We start from the raw sequence: 15,340 nt of genomic DNA, 5'->3' as shown, positions 1-15,340 counted from the left end.
TTTCTTCCATTGGTTTATGTGCAAAAGGAGATTTATCTATGGTTACCTGATTGATCGTGGTAAAATAAATCTCCTCCATGGATGCCATAAATTGTGTCAAAGTTTATACTTTGTTTCACTTTAGATCGACTCATCAGCCGGCCTGCACCGCGTGGAGTAGAACCGTTCCAGTCTTCATTACGCTTCCCTATGCAGATTATACTGCAATCCTGCGTATTAATCGGAATCAAAGCACGTTCTCCGTCTTTCACAGAAGTGGAACCTTTACGCGGAATCATGGTCGTCTATACCACTTCTTAATTGCCATATAGCATCTCTCTCCTGCTCTTTTCAGAAACTCAAATAAAATATTGACAATTGATTTGTAAGTAATATAGAATAGTAGTTACCAAAGGTAGCTACTATTTAGAGTGTAAAATATAGGAGGGTTAATATGTCTTTAATTGATGATTTAAAGCAAATGAAATTTACTGAATCAGAAGCAAAGGTTTATACGACTCTATTGAAGCATGGAAAATGTACAGGATATGAAATAAGTAAGCATTCAGGAGTTCCAAGATCAAAGATATATAATCACATAGAGGTATTATTAAGTAGAGGTGTGTTAGAATCATTCAACACTGGAAAGAGTATTTTTTATAAGGCGATTTCTCCAAAGGAACTTGTGGATTTAACGAGAAAATCAATGAATAACACTCTTAAATCCTTTGAATATTTAGCATCAAATATTACCTCACCAGTAGAAAATGAGGGGATTTGGGAGCTACAGGAATATGATAGAGTTTTATTAAAAAGTCAGAGTATCATTCAAGAGGCACAAAAATCACTGTATATTCAAATATGGACAAATGAATTAAATCCTGAGTTAACTGAGATTATTAATAGTAAGATTGATAAAATTGAAAAGAGCATTGTTATTCTCTATGATGAAAAACAAAAATATGATACTGGACTAAAAAAGTTTTATCCTCATGGATTTGAAATGGAGAGACTTGAGGACATGGCACATCGTTGGATTACTATTGTTTCTGATGATGAAATATTTCTTCACGCAGGAGTTCTATTCAATAATGAAGTTTCTGCTATATATACTAAAAATAAAATATTGTCCTACTTTGCAAAAGAATATGTTCAACATGATGCATATTGTATAAAATTGATTGATAAATTTCACGATGAAATACTTGAGGTATATGGAGAAGGAATGAGTGGAGTTAGAGACATATTTAATTAGGTAGATAACGATACAATATGATAACAACAATATTTGCATCAGCAGAAAAGTGATCCTTTTATTATATAAGTTTTAGTTTTGATTTTTCGTGCAAAAGAATTGGATACAACGATGTTACGGGTGTCACAATAATATTATTTTAAGTGAAAAAATCTAAAAGGGAGGAAACTAACATGGAAATATTAGCTTTAAATGCAGCAGAAATGAAGAAAGCAATTAATATCAAAGATGCTATTGAAGCAGATAAATTGGCCTTAGAATCATATTCATCTGGAGATGCCAATATTCCCTTGCGTATAAACCTAGACATTGAGGAGCATAAAGGCCAAAGTCTATATATGCCTGGATACTCAGCATCTTCTAATGCCCTTGGAGTAAAACTGGTTAGTGTTTATCCTAATAATATTGAAAAAGGAATATCTTCCGTTCCAGCATTAATGCTTCTAATTGACGACAAAACAGGATTTGTTAATTGTATGATGGATGGGACATACTTAACTCAATTACGTACAGGAGCTGTTTCAGGAGCCGCGACAGAACTATTGTCTAAAAAAGATAGTAATATTTTCACCCTGATTGGTACAGGTGGACAAGCGGCTTTACAGTTAGAAGCAGTTCTGGCTGTAAGAAATATTAGGACAGCTTATGTTTTCGATATACATGAACAACGTCAAAAAGAATTTGCACAAGAGATGCAAGAGAGATTTGGAAATAAATATAACGTACAAATTAAGGAGTGCACTAATTTAGAGTCTGCGATCAGAGAATCGGATATTATTACCTCTGTAACTACAGCAAAATGTGCAACATTTAATGGTGAATGGGTTAAAAGAGGCACTCATGTGAATGGCGTTGGTTCTTATACACGTGAAATGGCTGAAATTGATAGTAGCCTTATTTTGAGAGCAGATAAAATATATTGCGATACTAAAGATGCTATAGTTGAAAGCGGAGATTTTGTCCAAATGATTCAGAAGGGTATATTCACCGAAGAATCTATAACTGGTGAGCTTGGGCAATTGCTTCTACAAGTTACTCCAGGTAGAGAAACAGATGATGAAATCACTTTTTTTGAAACAACTGGTAATGCCGTACTTGATATAGTGGTAGCAAAAAAGATTTACGATTGTGCTGTAGCAAAAAAAATTGGTAAAACAATTTGCTTATAATTTAAACCATAAGTTAATGTTGAATACAGAAATGGAACGTCTATTAACAAAATAGTTTTATTTGTAGCACCACGGTTAATGTTAAAGCCATATATGTCATAAATTATCGCATTTAATGAACCCATATAATCACTACATTAAGTTAAATATAATTTTTAGAAAGGATGGATAATTTGGAGAATGTTTTGTTTGGCTTAATTCCAGCATTAATGTGGGGAATTCAACCAATTATCATGACAAAAATCGGAGGAAGACCTACAAAGAAAGTTATGGGAATGGCCTTAGGAATATTTATTGTTTCATTAATTGTTTTTATTTTTAAAAGACCTCAGGAGTGGACAACAAGGCTAATAATAATTTCTTTAATTGATGGAATTGCACTAAGCTACGGTCTAATTAATCAGATTAAGGGTTTTTCTCTATTAGGAATCTCCCGAGGTATGCCGATTTCAACAGGAACACAATTAGTTGGAGCGGCATTGTTTGGAGTTCTTTATTTTAAAGAATGGTCAACAGTTGAACAATATATGTTAGGAATAGCTGCTCTTATTCTAATTATTCTTGGAGTTACGATGACAACACTTCAAGAAAATAATGAGGCACAAATCCAAAAGGAATCTATAAAAAAAGGTCTTATAACATTAATATTATCTTCATTAGGGTTCGTAATATATACTGTTATCCTGAGAATAGCTGATATTACAATTTGGGATGCTTTACTTCCCCAAGCAATCGGGATGCTAATAGGGTCATATTTTTTATCCAAGCGTGAAGATCGAAGTAAACTGTTTGTTCCAAAAACATTTCAAAATATATTAACAGGTTTTATTTTTGCTATTGCAAACATCACTCTTATGATTTCGAATGTTATGAATGGATTGGCAATAGGATTTACTTTAACACAAATGAATGTAGTAATTGCAACTATAGGTGGTTTAATAATCTTAAAAGAATCAAAGACTCCGAAAGAATTTAAATTCACAATAATCGGATTGCTTCTAGTAGTATTAGGAGGCATTTTAATTGGGATTACAAAAAGATGAAAATTAAATTTAAATTGATATACCTTTCTACTGATATTTTGTTTACACTCCACATCCTTAACGGAAATAAAACCCTATCTGGCAGTACTCTTTTCATACAATAAAACTTCATTACATCTTCCAGAAGATGATTTGAAAAAGCCGCCGTTTTTCTTTTACTCAGAAGATATGGTGGGTACAAAGTCAATCTTTTATGAAGATATGGCGGCTCAAAAGAGGTAGTCACTATGAAATGCTTTGCTATACAACAAACGTTTCGTTACAATTGTTTATTGGCAAAATCATGCTTTTATATTAGACAATTATACTTACTTCTTTAGCTTTTATATAAATACAATAAAAATTACAAAAGTGCACAAAAGAATTTCACAGTCTTTTTGTGTGCTTTTTTCGTTGTCAAAAAACTATTTAAAAGTTTTTTCTTTAATAACAGGATTATTTTCATCTTAAAACTGAACTTTTTATTATATTGTGACAATATATAAGTGAAGAGATATATAAAGGAGGTTTAAATGTGTTGAAAGGAGAGAAATTACTTGGATATAACAGATTTAAGCGATCTTGTAAACATACATGGTAAAGTTATCTATGGATTTTGTTATAAGCTTGTAAAAAACAAGGTTGATGCAGATGATCTATATCAAGAAACATTTCTAAAAGCGACGGAATTGTGTTATAAGATCGATAAAGATAATAACTCCAAAGGTTTCCTTATATCTATTGCAATAGGAATTTGGAAAAATAATCGCCGTAAATATGCCAGAAGACAAAGGATAGTACCAATAGTAAAGATTAATGAAAACGTAAATACTGATTACCTTTTTAAGGATGAATCAACTCCAGAGGATGCTGTTATATCTAACGAACTTGATCTTACGATACAAGCTGCAGTAGATAAATTAGATGATAAATTTAGAATACCTTTGTATATGTACTATACTGCAGAAATGTCTAACCAGGATATAGCATTAGCACTGAAAATTCCGTTAGGAACTGTAAAAAGTAGACTTCATAATGCCAAGAAAGCTTTGAAAAAAACTTTAGAACTGGAGGTTAATGATAATGAAAAATTCTGAACAATTAGATCAACTACTAAAGAATGCACTTTCTTCAACCGTTGAGCCCAGTGAAGATTTAAATCAAAAAATTATAAACCAATTAAAGGAGAATAATGTTATGAAATCAAGTTACAGAAAAAAAGTAGCAGCCGCACTAGTTGCTGTTTCGGTTACATTAACAGTATCTATAACAGGAGTTGCAGCTTGGAATCTTCTTAATCCAAAGCAAGTTGCAGAACATATTGGAGACCAAACACTTGCTCAGGCATTTAAGAACAAAAATGCAATTGAGATAAATGAATCAGTTGTTTCAGGTGAATATAATTTTACTTTTCTTGGAATCGTGTCGGGCAAAGGTTTAAGTAGCTTTAAAACTTCTGGAGATGAAATACATCCTGATAGGACATATGCTGTAGTAGCTATAGCAAAAAAAGATGGTGAGAAAATGCCAGATAGTCAGGATGAAAAATACGGTGAAGTTCCATTCTTCGTTTCTCCTCTTATAAAAGGACAAAAACCATGGCAATTTAATATAGCATCCATGAACGGAGGATATAGTGAATTTGTAAATGATGGAGTTATGTATAGGTTGATTGAATGTGACGGAGTTGAAATGTTTGCAGATAGAGGGCTTTATCTAGCTGTAAGTACTAGTAATTTTTATGATGTAAATGCTTTTAATTATAGCGAAGAAACTGGAGAAATTACTGTTAATCCTAATTATAATGGAGCTAATGCTCTGTTTAATCTACCAATTGACGTAAAAAAGGCTAACAATGATAAAGCTGAAAAATATATAAAAGAATTATTAGAAAAAACCGCAAAAGATTCTAAATCTAGTATGGAAACAGATATTGATATTGAGGAAGAAATTAAAGGTGGTGTTGTAATTCCAGAATCAGTACAAAAAGTTACTTATGATAAAGATGGTTTAGCACACTATGAATATGAAGGACATAAAATTAGTATTTCTGTAGATGATTATTTTAAAGAGGGGGAGATCAATGTATATAAAACAGTAAGTATAAGTGGCGATGATAAGAGACGCAGAGCTGCTCAGTTCTCAAAAGATGCTAATGGCGTAATTACTGGTAGATTATTAGAATTAAAACCTTAACTATAATACTTAAAAAAGATAAGACTAAGCATTATCTTGAATCATGCTTATATTATATAATGTTTATTAAAATATTACAGCGGGACTATTCATCTCACTACTTTGGTGGTAGGATGAATAGTCTCGTTGTAATTATACTTTACTATTTATATACTTTTTTATACTGATTCAGCTGTAATTTCATCGTCTTTTTCTTCTTTTAATAATACATTTAAAGCAAGAGCTACTATAGTACCAGTACTAATACCTGATGAGAATATCATTTGAGCTAATTTAGGTAATTTACTTAAAAGCTCAGGCTTAACTGTTATACCAAGGCCTAGTCCTAATGAAACAGCTATTATAAGAAGATTACGGTTGTCTAATTTTATTTCTCCTAAAGCTTTAATTCCTGATGCTGCAACTATACCGAACATAACTATACCAGCTCCACCTAATACGGGATTTGGCATGATAGCTATTAATGTGCTGAATTTAGGGAATATTCCAAGTAAAACTAATATGACACCTGATATAGTTACTACATATCTACTAGCAACTCTAGTTAAAGGAATTAATCCAACGTTTTGGCTGAATGAAGTATTTGGACCAGCTCCAAAGAAACCAGCTATAAAGCTTCCAAAGCCATCACATAAAACTCCGTCTGCAATTTGCTTCTCAGATAAGGGTTTATCAATAACACCACTAACTGCAAGTAAAACTCCAACTGTACCTATTGTAGCAACAAGATAAGCAGGTGCAAATGAGATAAATGCTCCAAAATCAAATGTAACTCCATATTTGAATATAGTTGGTAAAGAAAACCACTGAGCATCAGCGATAGCTTGGTAATCAATTAATCCAAGTGGAGTACTTATAATATAGCCTAAAACTATACCTATTAAAACAGAAGCACTACCTAACATACCTTTACCATATCTGTTTAAGAAAATAATAACCGTTAACACTGTTAACGCTACGATAATGTTTAAAGGATTACCATAATCTTTACTACCGGCTCCACCTGCCATCCAGTCTATAGAAACTGGTATTAAACTAGTACCTATTAAAGTAACAACTGTACCAGTAACAACTGGAGGGAAGAATTTCATTAAAGGTTTTAAGAATCTACTTAAAATCATTTCAATAGAAGCTCCCATTATAGAAGCACCCATAATTCCTGGTAACCCTAATCCCATGTTAACACCTACAGTAAGTGCTGGTGCAACGAAAGTAATATCAGTACCCATAACACAAGGAGCTTTAGCACCTATTGGTCCAATACCTTTTGCTTGAATCCAGGTAGTAATACCTGATACGAAAACGGTTGCACTAACTAAAAAAGCAACTTCTTCTACAGGAAATCCTAGCGCCTGACCTAGGATCAGAGGTACTGCAACTATACCACCAAATGATGTTATAATATTTTGAAAAGCTAAAAGAATTGCTATTGGCAGTCCTGGTCTATCATCTACACCGTATAGCAAATTAGTAGATTTTTGTGCCTCGTTCGACATAATCATGTCCTCCTTTAAAAGATTATAAAATAATAGAAACGATTTCCTGGATCTTAAAAAAATAAGACCTCAATAACTTTAGTATTAAAAATATTGTATAAATTACTACATAAATCGTTAAATAAAAAATTAACAAGAAATACTGTATACAGTACAACTATTTGTATACAGTATAACTATTGTAATAACAAAAAGTCAATAGAATTCAAAAAAACAATAATATTAATTTTAATATTAAAATTAATATATAAATTAATATGTAAATTAATATGTAAAGTCGTTAAATAAAAAATTAATAAAAACTATTTGATAAATATAATTATTGTTATAGCAAAAATTCGATGAAATTTGGATAAAATAATAACGCTTTGACGGCACATAATACATAATATAGAAAATAACACGTAAGATAGTATTGAGATGTTTTTAATATAAAAAATAAGAATAAATATTCAAGATATTATTGACAATGTATAAATAATCTCATATATTCATAATTAAATACAATTAATATATAAATCTAATGATTAGAAGAGTAGATATAAGACAGTTTAAGCGAGCTAGAGTTTAGTGTGAGTCTAGTAATGAAACTATATTGAAGAGAGTGGCTGAAAATATTTATATAATAATTTACAAATATTAGTAAGGTTTTCTGGATAAAGTTATTAAAGTAGAAGAGTCATATTGGAATAGATATGTAAATATTCATTTATTCCAATATGAGTGATAACGCAAGATAACTTTTCGTCTCTTAAGAAACATAGAGATGAAAGGTTTATTTTAATTATATAGAAGGGGTAAAAATGATAAAAGCAGGTATAATAGGAGCAACTGAATATGTAGGGACGGAACTAGTTAGAATCCTAAGATCTCATAAAGAAGTAGAGATAAAGTACGTTATATCTCAAAGTTAGATAGGAGAAAAATACGATTCTATATATGAAAATTTTAGAAATGTATTTCAGATAGAATGTTATGGGTTTTTTATTACTTTGTCTTTACACTGACATCAGCTAAGTTGTTGGATATTTATTTTATTATTCATTTTCTAAGCTATATTGTTTGATAAGTTCAATTAAAAGCCTAGTATTGTCTGATAAGTAGCGGTCTCTTTGATATACTATTGATACTTGTGACTCTGGTGTTGCTCCTTCAATTTCATAGTACTTTAGTTCACCGACTACATCTGACATCAAGTCAGGCACTATGGAAACTCCTACCCCAGTTTTCACCATGTGAAAAGCCGTCTCAAGATTGTAGCACTCTACTACCGCCTTCGGTACAAACCCACTTCTATTACATAAATGATGTGTAACATTATATAAGAACTGCCCCTTCTCCATCATCACAAATGGAGCATTTGAGAATTGTTTTAAGTTTACTTTTTTTGTATTATAATTTTGGGGTAAATAATCAGGTGTTACAGCCAAAACAATTTTCTCATCATACAATGGTTCACTAATATATTTATATTTATCTGGGTGTGTAAGTCCCACAATAAAATCTAGATCAGAATTTTCTAAACTCTTTACCAAATCACTACTACTTAATTCATGAATTTGAACAACTGCTTTTGGTTTTTCTTCTCTAAACTTTTTCAATGGCTTAGCTAAGATAAAAGCGCTAAATTCTGGCATAATTCCAATTTTCAATAAATAAGTATCATTATCAGAAAAATCTTTCATACTTCTTTTCATATTATCAAAGCTATTAATAATTTGTCTTGCCCAAAGTACATACTCATTTCCAGCACTTGTCAGCTCCAAAGGTTTTTTATTTCTATCAAATAGTTTAACTCCTAGAGAATCTTCTTCCTTTTTTATAATTTGACTCAAGGATGGCTGTGCGATAAATAGTTTCTCTGCAGCCTTTGTAAAATTCTTCTCCTCAGCAACCGTCACTACATAACGTAATATATTATAATTCAACAAAATCACTCCCTACTGATAGGTTTTACCTATTGATATTATATATTATTATATATTAGATTCTATAGTTAGACAATGCTATCATGAAGTTAATACATTAATATGATCTTAACAGTATATCTTAATATTTGCATATATAACATAACCCTTACAAAGCACTATATATAAATCTCCTTAGTGACTAAATAATAATCAAATAAATTACTCTTAATTGGAGGTGAATTTTTGTTGGATATTTAAAGTATTTGAAATAAAAATAATAAAGGGGATGATTTTATGACATTTCAAGATATAATTGCCGCTATTGCTGTTGTAATTAATGGACTTCCTCAGGGGCTACTTTCGTTATCATATGGATTTGGAGCCTTTCCAACTGCTATAGGATTTATTGTAGGAAGTGCTGGTTTTTTACTTACTAAACAAGTTGCACCTATTTCATTCCAAGCAGAAGCAATTGTACTCGCTGGTCAAATGGGTGAAGACAGAAATGAACGCTTGAATATTGTATTTTTTACGGGAGTTATGATGTCCATTATTGGTGCTTTAGGACTTCTTGAACCAACCATTAACTTTATTGGACCAGCAATACTTAATAGTATGATGGCTGGTGTAGGAATTACACTGGCAAAAGTATCAGTAGATATGTTCAAATCAAACAAAGTAGTTACTGCACTATCCGTGAGTACTGCATTATTGACATATTTTATTACAGATAAAAACTTAGTATATACTATTGTAACATCTGTTTTTATAAGTTCTATAGCTTGGATTTTTCTAAATAAAGATAAAGAAAGCAATAGTAAAGTTGATCTTTCAAACGAAAAGTTTAAACTTTTAAATTTCAAAATAACACCTAGTTTAGTTAGAAAGGTTCTAGCATTGACCACAATGCAAATTGGAGGAAATATTGCATATTCAAGTGTTACTGGTTCATTAGCAAATGCTACAGTAAATGTTGACCATGTTACACTATACTCTGGTCTTGCAGATGCTACTAGTGCGCTTTTTGGTGGTGGACCTGTTGAAGCAGTTATAAGTGGTACAGCTGTTGCACCTAATCCTGTTTCTAGCGGTCTTATAATGATGCTATTAATGGCAGTTGTACTGCTTATTAAGTTATTACCCAAAATTGCCAAGTATGTTCCTAGTGAGTCAATAGCAGGATTTCTATTTGTTCTGGGAGCTATAGTAGTATTTCCATCGAATATTGCTACTGGAGTATCCTCAAATCCAATGGTAGCTGGTGTTACAACTATAGTTACCGCAAGTACAGACCCATTTATAGGAATGATTTCTGGTATTATAGTAAGATTTTTAACTAATATTTTCTAATTTAAGGAGGAATAAAAATGTCAAAAAATAATTTACACAAAATAAAAAAAGAAGAATGTGCATTAATAATAATTGATATGCAGAATGACTTTATCAGAGAAGGAGCACCTATCGAATGTCCTGGTGGTAGAGATATAATACCAAATATTCAGAAGGCTAAACGTTGGGCAAAGGAAAACGATATCCCTGTGTTTTATACACAAGAGATGCATAGATTCCAAAAGGTTGACTATGGTCTTGAACTAGAAAGAGATGAACCTCAACACTGTTTAGAAGGAACTGAGGGTGTTGAAATAATTGAGGAGCTGAAACCAGAAGATGATGACTATGTAATAATAAAAAGAAGATACAGTGGATATTACCTTACAGATTTAGAAGTGCTTATGAGATCATTTAATAAAAAAGCTCTTATCTTAACTGGTGCTGCAACAAACGTTTGTGTATATGCTACTGCTTTAGATGCAGTGCAAAGAGATGTAAAGTCTGTGGTGCTTTCTGATGGAGTAGCAGGTACTAGTATAGAACTACATGAAGCTTTTCTTAAAAATATCGATTATGTAATCGGTGATGTGGTAACTGTTGATGAATTAATAAAAGAACTAAATTAGTATTAAAAAGAAGCTTAAACTACTGTTGAAAACTCTCATAGAAATTTTTATGAGAGTTTTCATATTTTTAAATTTGGACTTTTATGTAACATGATCCATGAAATCTAGCTAAATATATTGTTTTTTTAATAATTTAAGAAGCTAGTATATTAGCTATCTTTTCCATATTCTAATAAATAACTGTAAGTAAATATTGTTAACTTACTTTTTCTTTTCTCATTTTATATATTCTTTTGCCTTTATCGGTTTTTAAAAATTAATTTTTTTCTTATATTCTTCCCAGACATGTCTTCTAATTGTTCTAGTATTATTTTTATTTTTTACTTTGGAGAACCGTTCTCTTTTCTATTTCATCTTAAAGGTAAAAGATAAAATTAAGGTAAAAAATAAAATTGTGTGGTGTATATTTTTCTTAATAAAACTTTTTATGTTGTAAAGGTTTGGTAATGAAACACACCTTAAGACGATTATGATTTAGCAAGAAGAAGTTTATCAATTTCATGGTCAAAATCTACATCATTTATATTCTTAAGCCATTGCTTTAGAACTACAAAATACCTACAGTCGTTAGATTTATTCTCTAAATAGGTATAAATTATTTGAGACTCATCAACTTCTTCTCTTCCAACTTTTATTGAATCATTTATGGATATATTGTTAAAATAAGATAAAATATTATTTTTTAAAAAATACTTTAATTTTTTAATATCTAAATCTTTAACTATATATTTATCACTAAAAAGAACTTTATTTCCCTTAATTAGAAAAAACTTAAATATATCATCACTTAAATACTCAAGTAAAACAATATTTTTATTCTCTTCTGTATATTTCACAACTTTAGCTTTGTCAATTACATAATTTATTGAAGCTAGATAGTCTCTATACTTAATAGCCTTCTCAAAAGCAGACTTCTTTGATGAAGAATTCATATTAAGCTCTATTCCCTTAATGATACTTTCATCAGTGCCATTAAATAGATTTACTATTTTATTAAATATATCAAAATACTTTTCTTTTGAAACTTTATCTAAACACATGCCAATACAAAACCCTAAAGAGTAGTACAAGCAATAGGCTTTTCTTTGCGACTCATTAGTACATAGTATTTTACAGTATTCTTTTACACCTTGAATGGCTCTTTCAACTATACTTTTACTAGTGTATGGTCCAAAGTAAATACCATCATCATCTTTAACATATACGCTAGAAAGGTCAATATAAGGATGCTTTTCATTGAACTTTATCTTTATATAACAATAAGATTTTGAGCTTTTCATTAGTTTGTTATATAAAGGTTTAATTTCTTTTATCAACTTACACTCTAGCATAAAGGCTTCAAATTCTGTGTCAGTAGTTATATAGTCAAAGTCCTTTAGATTTTTAACTAATTTTATAACTTTGGGGGTGTGTGACTTTGAATTTTGAAAATATGATGAAACTCTGTTTTTAAGATTTTTTGATTTTCCTACATAAATTACACCATTAAGTGAATCTTTCATAAGATACACTCCTGAACAAGAAGGAAGATTTTTAATTTTCGCACTTAAATCCACACTGTAGCCTCCCTAAAAATATAATAATTAGATTTTATCATGACCAGAGTCTGATCTCAATTCACATATATGAAAGAAAAATTAAGTTACATACTGGATTTACAATATACATTTGCTTCTCTCTGCCATGAATTGTTAAAAATATAAGCTATTCAATAAGATCGGAAAAGTTTGGCAATTATAATAAGAAATGAGGATTTTGATAATTAAATATACAATGAATTTTATGAAATATGGAAAAAATAATGTCAGGGATTACTATCAGACTGGCGTGTATCATTATGTGGTCGTTTAGCAGAAGTTATTGTATAGATCAATTACCTAGAAGCTTATGTCGTGAAAAAGCATGTACATTTATTTAGGGTGGAATAGATTTAGTATTATCTTAAGAAGCAATAAAACAGCCTAGGTTCACTGAAATGTTAAAAGAAGAAAAGAGCTTATGATTATACCGTTTATGCATTCTGAATCATTTGAAATACATATATCAAAAAACTTCCTTTATCGATAATACGGTAAACCGTATCATAAGTAAATGAGCTTTTTAGTAGGATTATTTAAGAACGTACTGTTAATGAGGTAATTCCTATATCCTTATTATGATATTTAAAGCTATGAAAATTGAAACACAGTATGACCTTGAATATTTCATACTGTGTTTTATATTAACTAATCTAACTAATTCATATCTTCTAATATACTTTCTGTAATATTTATCTTCTCAATTGAACAGATAATCTCCACGCTGTTAAAAAAGCTTCCATTAACTAATTCAATTTTATTTATATTGCCATAGTGTTCACTAACAAAAATATCTAATGTGTGTCTGCCTTCCTTTAAATCGATATGTTGCCTTTCACCATTTCCAGGAGGAGTCGACCAGGTATGTCCATCTGGATTGTAGGAACTATGGTTTAATCTAATAGCCCCACCTTTAACAGTTATTATATATCTATTTTCTCCTTTTTCTGCTGGTAACTCAATGCTGAAATTTCCTCTCTTTAATTGTCCGACAAGCATACTAATAACTTGTATATTATGAGAAGAAGATTCCTTATCTTTTATATTTTCAAAATTATTGTTAGCAGAATCTAGTTCCATATTTCGGAGTTGTTCGATGATATAGTCAACTTCAACACTCTTCCACAGATTAGTATTTACTAATAATATTTTATCCTTTTTGCCATAGGACTGAGATACTGTAATTGCATGTATTTCTTCACTTCCGCTATTTAAATTAATATATTCAGGCTGTTCATTAATAGGTTTTGCTGACCAAGTGGAATCATCAGGATTATAGGCATGGTGTATAAGTCTAATACCTGTTCTACTAACTCGAATTTTTATGAGGTTTAGTCCTTCAGTAGTTGGGATTTCAATACTTGAGCGACCAAACTTAAATTGTCCGACTAATACCTGATTTAACTTTTTTGTCTTACTTTTATTATTTGCTCTTAAATATGAAAGCGTTGCATTATGCGGTACTTCGATTAGTTTGCTTTTACTTCTTCCAATTCTCTGTGAGACATATATGCCAGTATGTCCAGAAAACATATAGCTAATAGCACAAGTCATAAATACAAATACAAGTCCTTGGGAACCGAACATCTCTAGACTTAGTATAAAGGAAGCAATAGGTGCATTGGTTGCTCCAGCAAACACCCCTATTAGTCCTAGTGCTGCTAAAAATGAAGGTGACATATTGAGTAGATTTGATAAAGCATTTCCTAATGTAGAACCGATTACAAATAGTGGAGTAACCTCTCCTCCTTGAAAGCCAGTTCCTAAAGTTAAAGATGTAAATATTATTTTTCCCAAGAATGTAAGTGGATGAACATGTCCACTAAATGATTCAGAAATAAGTGGGATACTTAATCCAAGAAAATCCCTTGTCCCAACTATATATACTAAAATTATAACAAGTATTCCACCAACCATACTCTTTATTACCGGGTTTTCAAATCCCTCTGTAAATAATTCTTTTATCTTATGTGTTAGTTCGCTAAACAGCTTACTGGTTAGCCCGAATAAAATTGCTGCAAAAATTATTTTAATTATTGTGGGTAATGTTAAGTCTGGAACCCCTACAACCTCATAGTGTGTATGATGTACACCCAAGAAAGATACCATAAAATCTCCGACGATACTTGCAGTAAGAGCCGGAATTAAAGCCTCATAACTCATAAGCCCAAGCGCAGCAACTTCAAGTCCGAAAATTGTACCCGCAAGTGGTGTTCCAAATACAGAAGCAAAACCACTGCTTATTCCAGCCATAAGTATAATTCTATTATCTACTTTATCTAACTTTATTAAATTACCTATACCTTCAGCTATACTAGCACCTATTTGCACACCTGTACCTTCTCTTCCAGCAGACCCTCCAAATAAATGAGTGACAACAGTACCAAAGAAAACTAAAGGAGCCATACGGAGTGGTATTCTACCACTACTCTCATTTATCTTTTCAATAATTAAATTGTTACCCTTTGAAGAATTTTTACCATACTTTGAATATAAAAAACTAACAAGTGCACCTCCAAGTGGAAGAAGGAATAGTAACCAGGTATATTTCATACGTAGGTCTGTGGCTAACTCCAGACTTTTTAAAAATAGAGCAGCAGCAGAACCAGTAACAACACCCACTATTGTACCTATAGCAATCCATTTAATAAATGATAGGCTTAAAATTGCACTATTGCTTTTCTTATTCAATGACATTACTTTATTTGCTATTTCTTTTTTGTTCTTTTCCATCTCCTAATCCCCTTTCATTTATCCTAAGATATTTATTTAGTAGAA

General features: G+C 31.0%; 13 protein-coding genes. 8 read left to right on the top strand and 5 right to left on the bottom strand.

All coding sequences use genetic code 11. The annotated features are described in order from the left end of the window. Positions 1 to 32 precede the first annotated feature (32 nt). On the bottom strand, positions 33 to 278 hold the full coding sequence (locus CURI_RS16590) for an RtcB family protein (RefSeq protein ID WP_041701840.1): 246 nt from the start codon (positions 276 to 278) through the stop codon (positions 33 to 35). A 155-nt stretch (positions 279 to 433) separates the two neighbouring features. On the opposite strand from CURI_RS16590, the gene CURI_RS14065 reads away from it, so the two are divergent. From CURI_RS14065 to CURI_RS14045, 5 genes are all read left to right on the top strand, one after another. Further along, positions 434 to 1,234 carry a TrmB family transcriptional regulator gene (locus tag CURI_RS14065; RefSeq protein ID WP_014968941.1) on the top strand — a complete coding sequence of 267 codons (801 nt, stop codon included), beginning with the start codon at positions 434 to 436 and terminating at the stop codon, positions 1,232 to 1,234. A 173-nt stretch (positions 1,235 to 1,407) separates the two neighbouring features. After that, entirely contained in the window at positions 1,408 to 2,403 is a 996-nt protein-coding gene (locus tag CURI_RS14060; RefSeq protein WP_014968940.1) for an ornithine cyclodeaminase, read from the top strand. 164 nt (positions 2,404 to 2,567) lie between these two features. Then, the gene (locus CURI_RS14055; RefSeq protein ID WP_014968939.1) at positions 2,568 to 3,446 is read left to right on the top strand and encodes a GRP family sugar transporter; all 879 of its coding nucleotides are present in this window, start codon (positions 2,568 to 2,570) and stop codon (positions 3,444 to 3,446) included. A 536-nt stretch (positions 3,447 to 3,982) separates the two neighbouring features. Further along, positions 3,983 to 4,522, top strand: a complete 540-nt coding sequence (locus CURI_RS14050; RefSeq protein ID WP_014968938.1) for an RNA polymerase sigma factor — start codon at positions 3,983 to 3,985, stop codon at positions 4,520 to 4,522. After that, the gene (locus CURI_RS14045; RefSeq protein WP_014968937.1) at positions 4,509 to 5,621 is read left to right on the top strand and encodes a hypothetical protein; all 1,113 of its coding nucleotides are present in this window, start codon (positions 4,509 to 4,511) and stop codon (positions 5,619 to 5,621) included. Before CURI_RS14050 ends, CURI_RS14045 begins: the two co-directional genes overlap by 14 nt. A gap of 158 nt (positions 5,622 to 5,779) precedes the next feature. On the opposite strand, the gene CURI_RS14040 is transcribed toward CURI_RS14045, so the two are convergent. After that, the gene (locus CURI_RS14040) at positions 5,780 to 7,117 is read right to left on the bottom strand and encodes a uracil-xanthine permease family protein (protein ID WP_014968936.1); all 1,338 of its coding nucleotides are present in this window, start codon (positions 7,115 to 7,117) and stop codon (positions 5,780 to 5,782) included. An 803-nt stretch (positions 7,118 to 7,920) separates the two neighbouring features. Here CURI_RS14040 and CURI_RS15485 point away from each other — a divergent pair. Further along, entirely contained in the window at positions 7,921 to 8,031 is a 111-nt protein-coding gene (locus CURI_RS15485; protein WP_081580459.1) for a Rossmann-fold NAD(P)-binding domain-containing protein, read from the top strand. Between the two features lie 123 nt (positions 8,032 to 8,154). Here CURI_RS15485 and CURI_RS14035 read toward each other — a convergent pair whose 3' ends face one another. Continuing rightward, positions 8,155 to 9,045, bottom strand: coding sequence for a LysR family transcriptional regulator (locus tag CURI_RS14035; RefSeq protein WP_041701839.1), 891 nt, complete (start codon positions 9,043 to 9,045; stop codon positions 8,155 to 8,157). A 276-nt stretch (positions 9,046 to 9,321) separates the two neighbouring features. Here CURI_RS14035 and CURI_RS14030 point away from each other — a divergent pair, with 276 nt between their 5' ends. After that, positions 9,322 to 10,377, top strand: coding sequence for a guanine permease (locus CURI_RS14030; RefSeq protein WP_014968934.1), 1,056 nt, complete (start codon positions 9,322 to 9,324; stop codon positions 10,375 to 10,377). Positions 10,378 to 10,394: 17 nt separating this feature from the next. Next, positions 10,395 to 10,985, top strand: a complete 591-nt coding sequence (locus tag CURI_RS14025; RefSeq protein ID WP_014968933.1) for an isochorismatase family protein — start codon at positions 10,395 to 10,397, stop codon at positions 10,983 to 10,985. A gap of 467 nt (positions 10,986 to 11,452) precedes the next feature. Here CURI_RS14025 and CURI_RS14020 read toward each other — a convergent pair whose 3' ends face one another. Further along, positions 11,453 to 12,541, bottom strand: a complete 1,089-nt coding sequence (locus CURI_RS14020; protein ID WP_014968932.1) for a GIY-YIG nuclease family protein — start codon at positions 12,539 to 12,541, stop codon at positions 11,453 to 11,455. A 678-nt stretch (positions 12,542 to 13,219) separates the two neighbouring features. Next, positions 13,220 to 15,295 carry a voltage-gated chloride channel family protein gene (locus CURI_RS14015; protein ID WP_014968931.1) on the bottom strand — a complete coding sequence of 692 codons (2,076 nt, stop codon included), beginning with the start codon at positions 15,293 to 15,295 and terminating at the stop codon, positions 13,220 to 13,222. Between the last annotated feature and the right edge of the window lie 45 nt (positions 15,296 to 15,340).

Source organism: Gottschalkia acidurici 9a, assembly GCF_000299355.1.
Classification (GTDB): domain Bacteria; phylum Bacillota; class Clostridia; order Tissierellales; family Gottschalkiaceae; genus Gottschalkia; species Gottschalkia acidurici.
Note: the sequence above shows the minus strand (reverse complement) of the source record. Positions and strands in the feature narration are given on the sequence as shown.

What these genes read in the sequence shown, in the direction of transcription:
- CURI_RS16590 (WP_041701840.1), bottom strand. Translation starts at nt 278, where the DNA reads ATGATTCCGCGTAAAGGTTCCACTTCTGTGAAAGACGGAGAACGTGCT.
- CURI_RS14065 (WP_014968941.1), top strand. Translation starts at nt 434, where the DNA reads ATGTCTTTAATTGATGATTTAAAGCAAATGAAATTTACTGAATCAGAA.
- CURI_RS14060 (WP_014968940.1), top strand. Translation starts at nt 1,408, where the DNA reads ATGGAAATATTAGCTTTAAATGCAGCAGAAATGAAGAAAGCAATTAAT.
- CURI_RS14055 (WP_014968939.1), top strand. Translation starts at nt 2,568, where the DNA reads ATGGATAATTTGGAGAATGTTTTGTTTGGCTTAATTCCAGCATTAATG.
- CURI_RS14045 (WP_014968937.1), top strand. Translation starts at nt 4,509, where the DNA reads ATGAAAAATTCTGAACAATTAGATCAACTACTAAAGAATGCACTTTCT.
- CURI_RS14040 (WP_014968936.1), bottom strand. Translation starts at nt 7,117, where the DNA reads ATGTCGAACGAGGCACAAAAATCTACTAATTTGCTATACGGTGTAGAT.
- CURI_RS15485 (WP_081580459.1), top strand. Translation starts at nt 7,921, where the DNA reads ATGATAAAAGCAGGTATAATAGGAGCAACTGAATATGTAGGGACGGAA.
- CURI_RS14030 (WP_014968934.1), top strand. Translation starts at nt 9,322, where the DNA reads ATGACATTTCAAGATATAATTGCCGCTATTGCTGTTGTAATTAATGGA.
- CURI_RS14025 (WP_014968933.1), top strand. Translation starts at nt 10,395, where the DNA reads ATGTCAAAAAATAATTTACACAAAATAAAAAAAGAAGAATGTGCATTA.
- CURI_RS14015 (WP_014968931.1), bottom strand. Translation starts at nt 15,295, where the DNA reads ATGGAAAAGAACAAAAAAGAAATAGCAAATAAAGTAATGTCATTGAAT.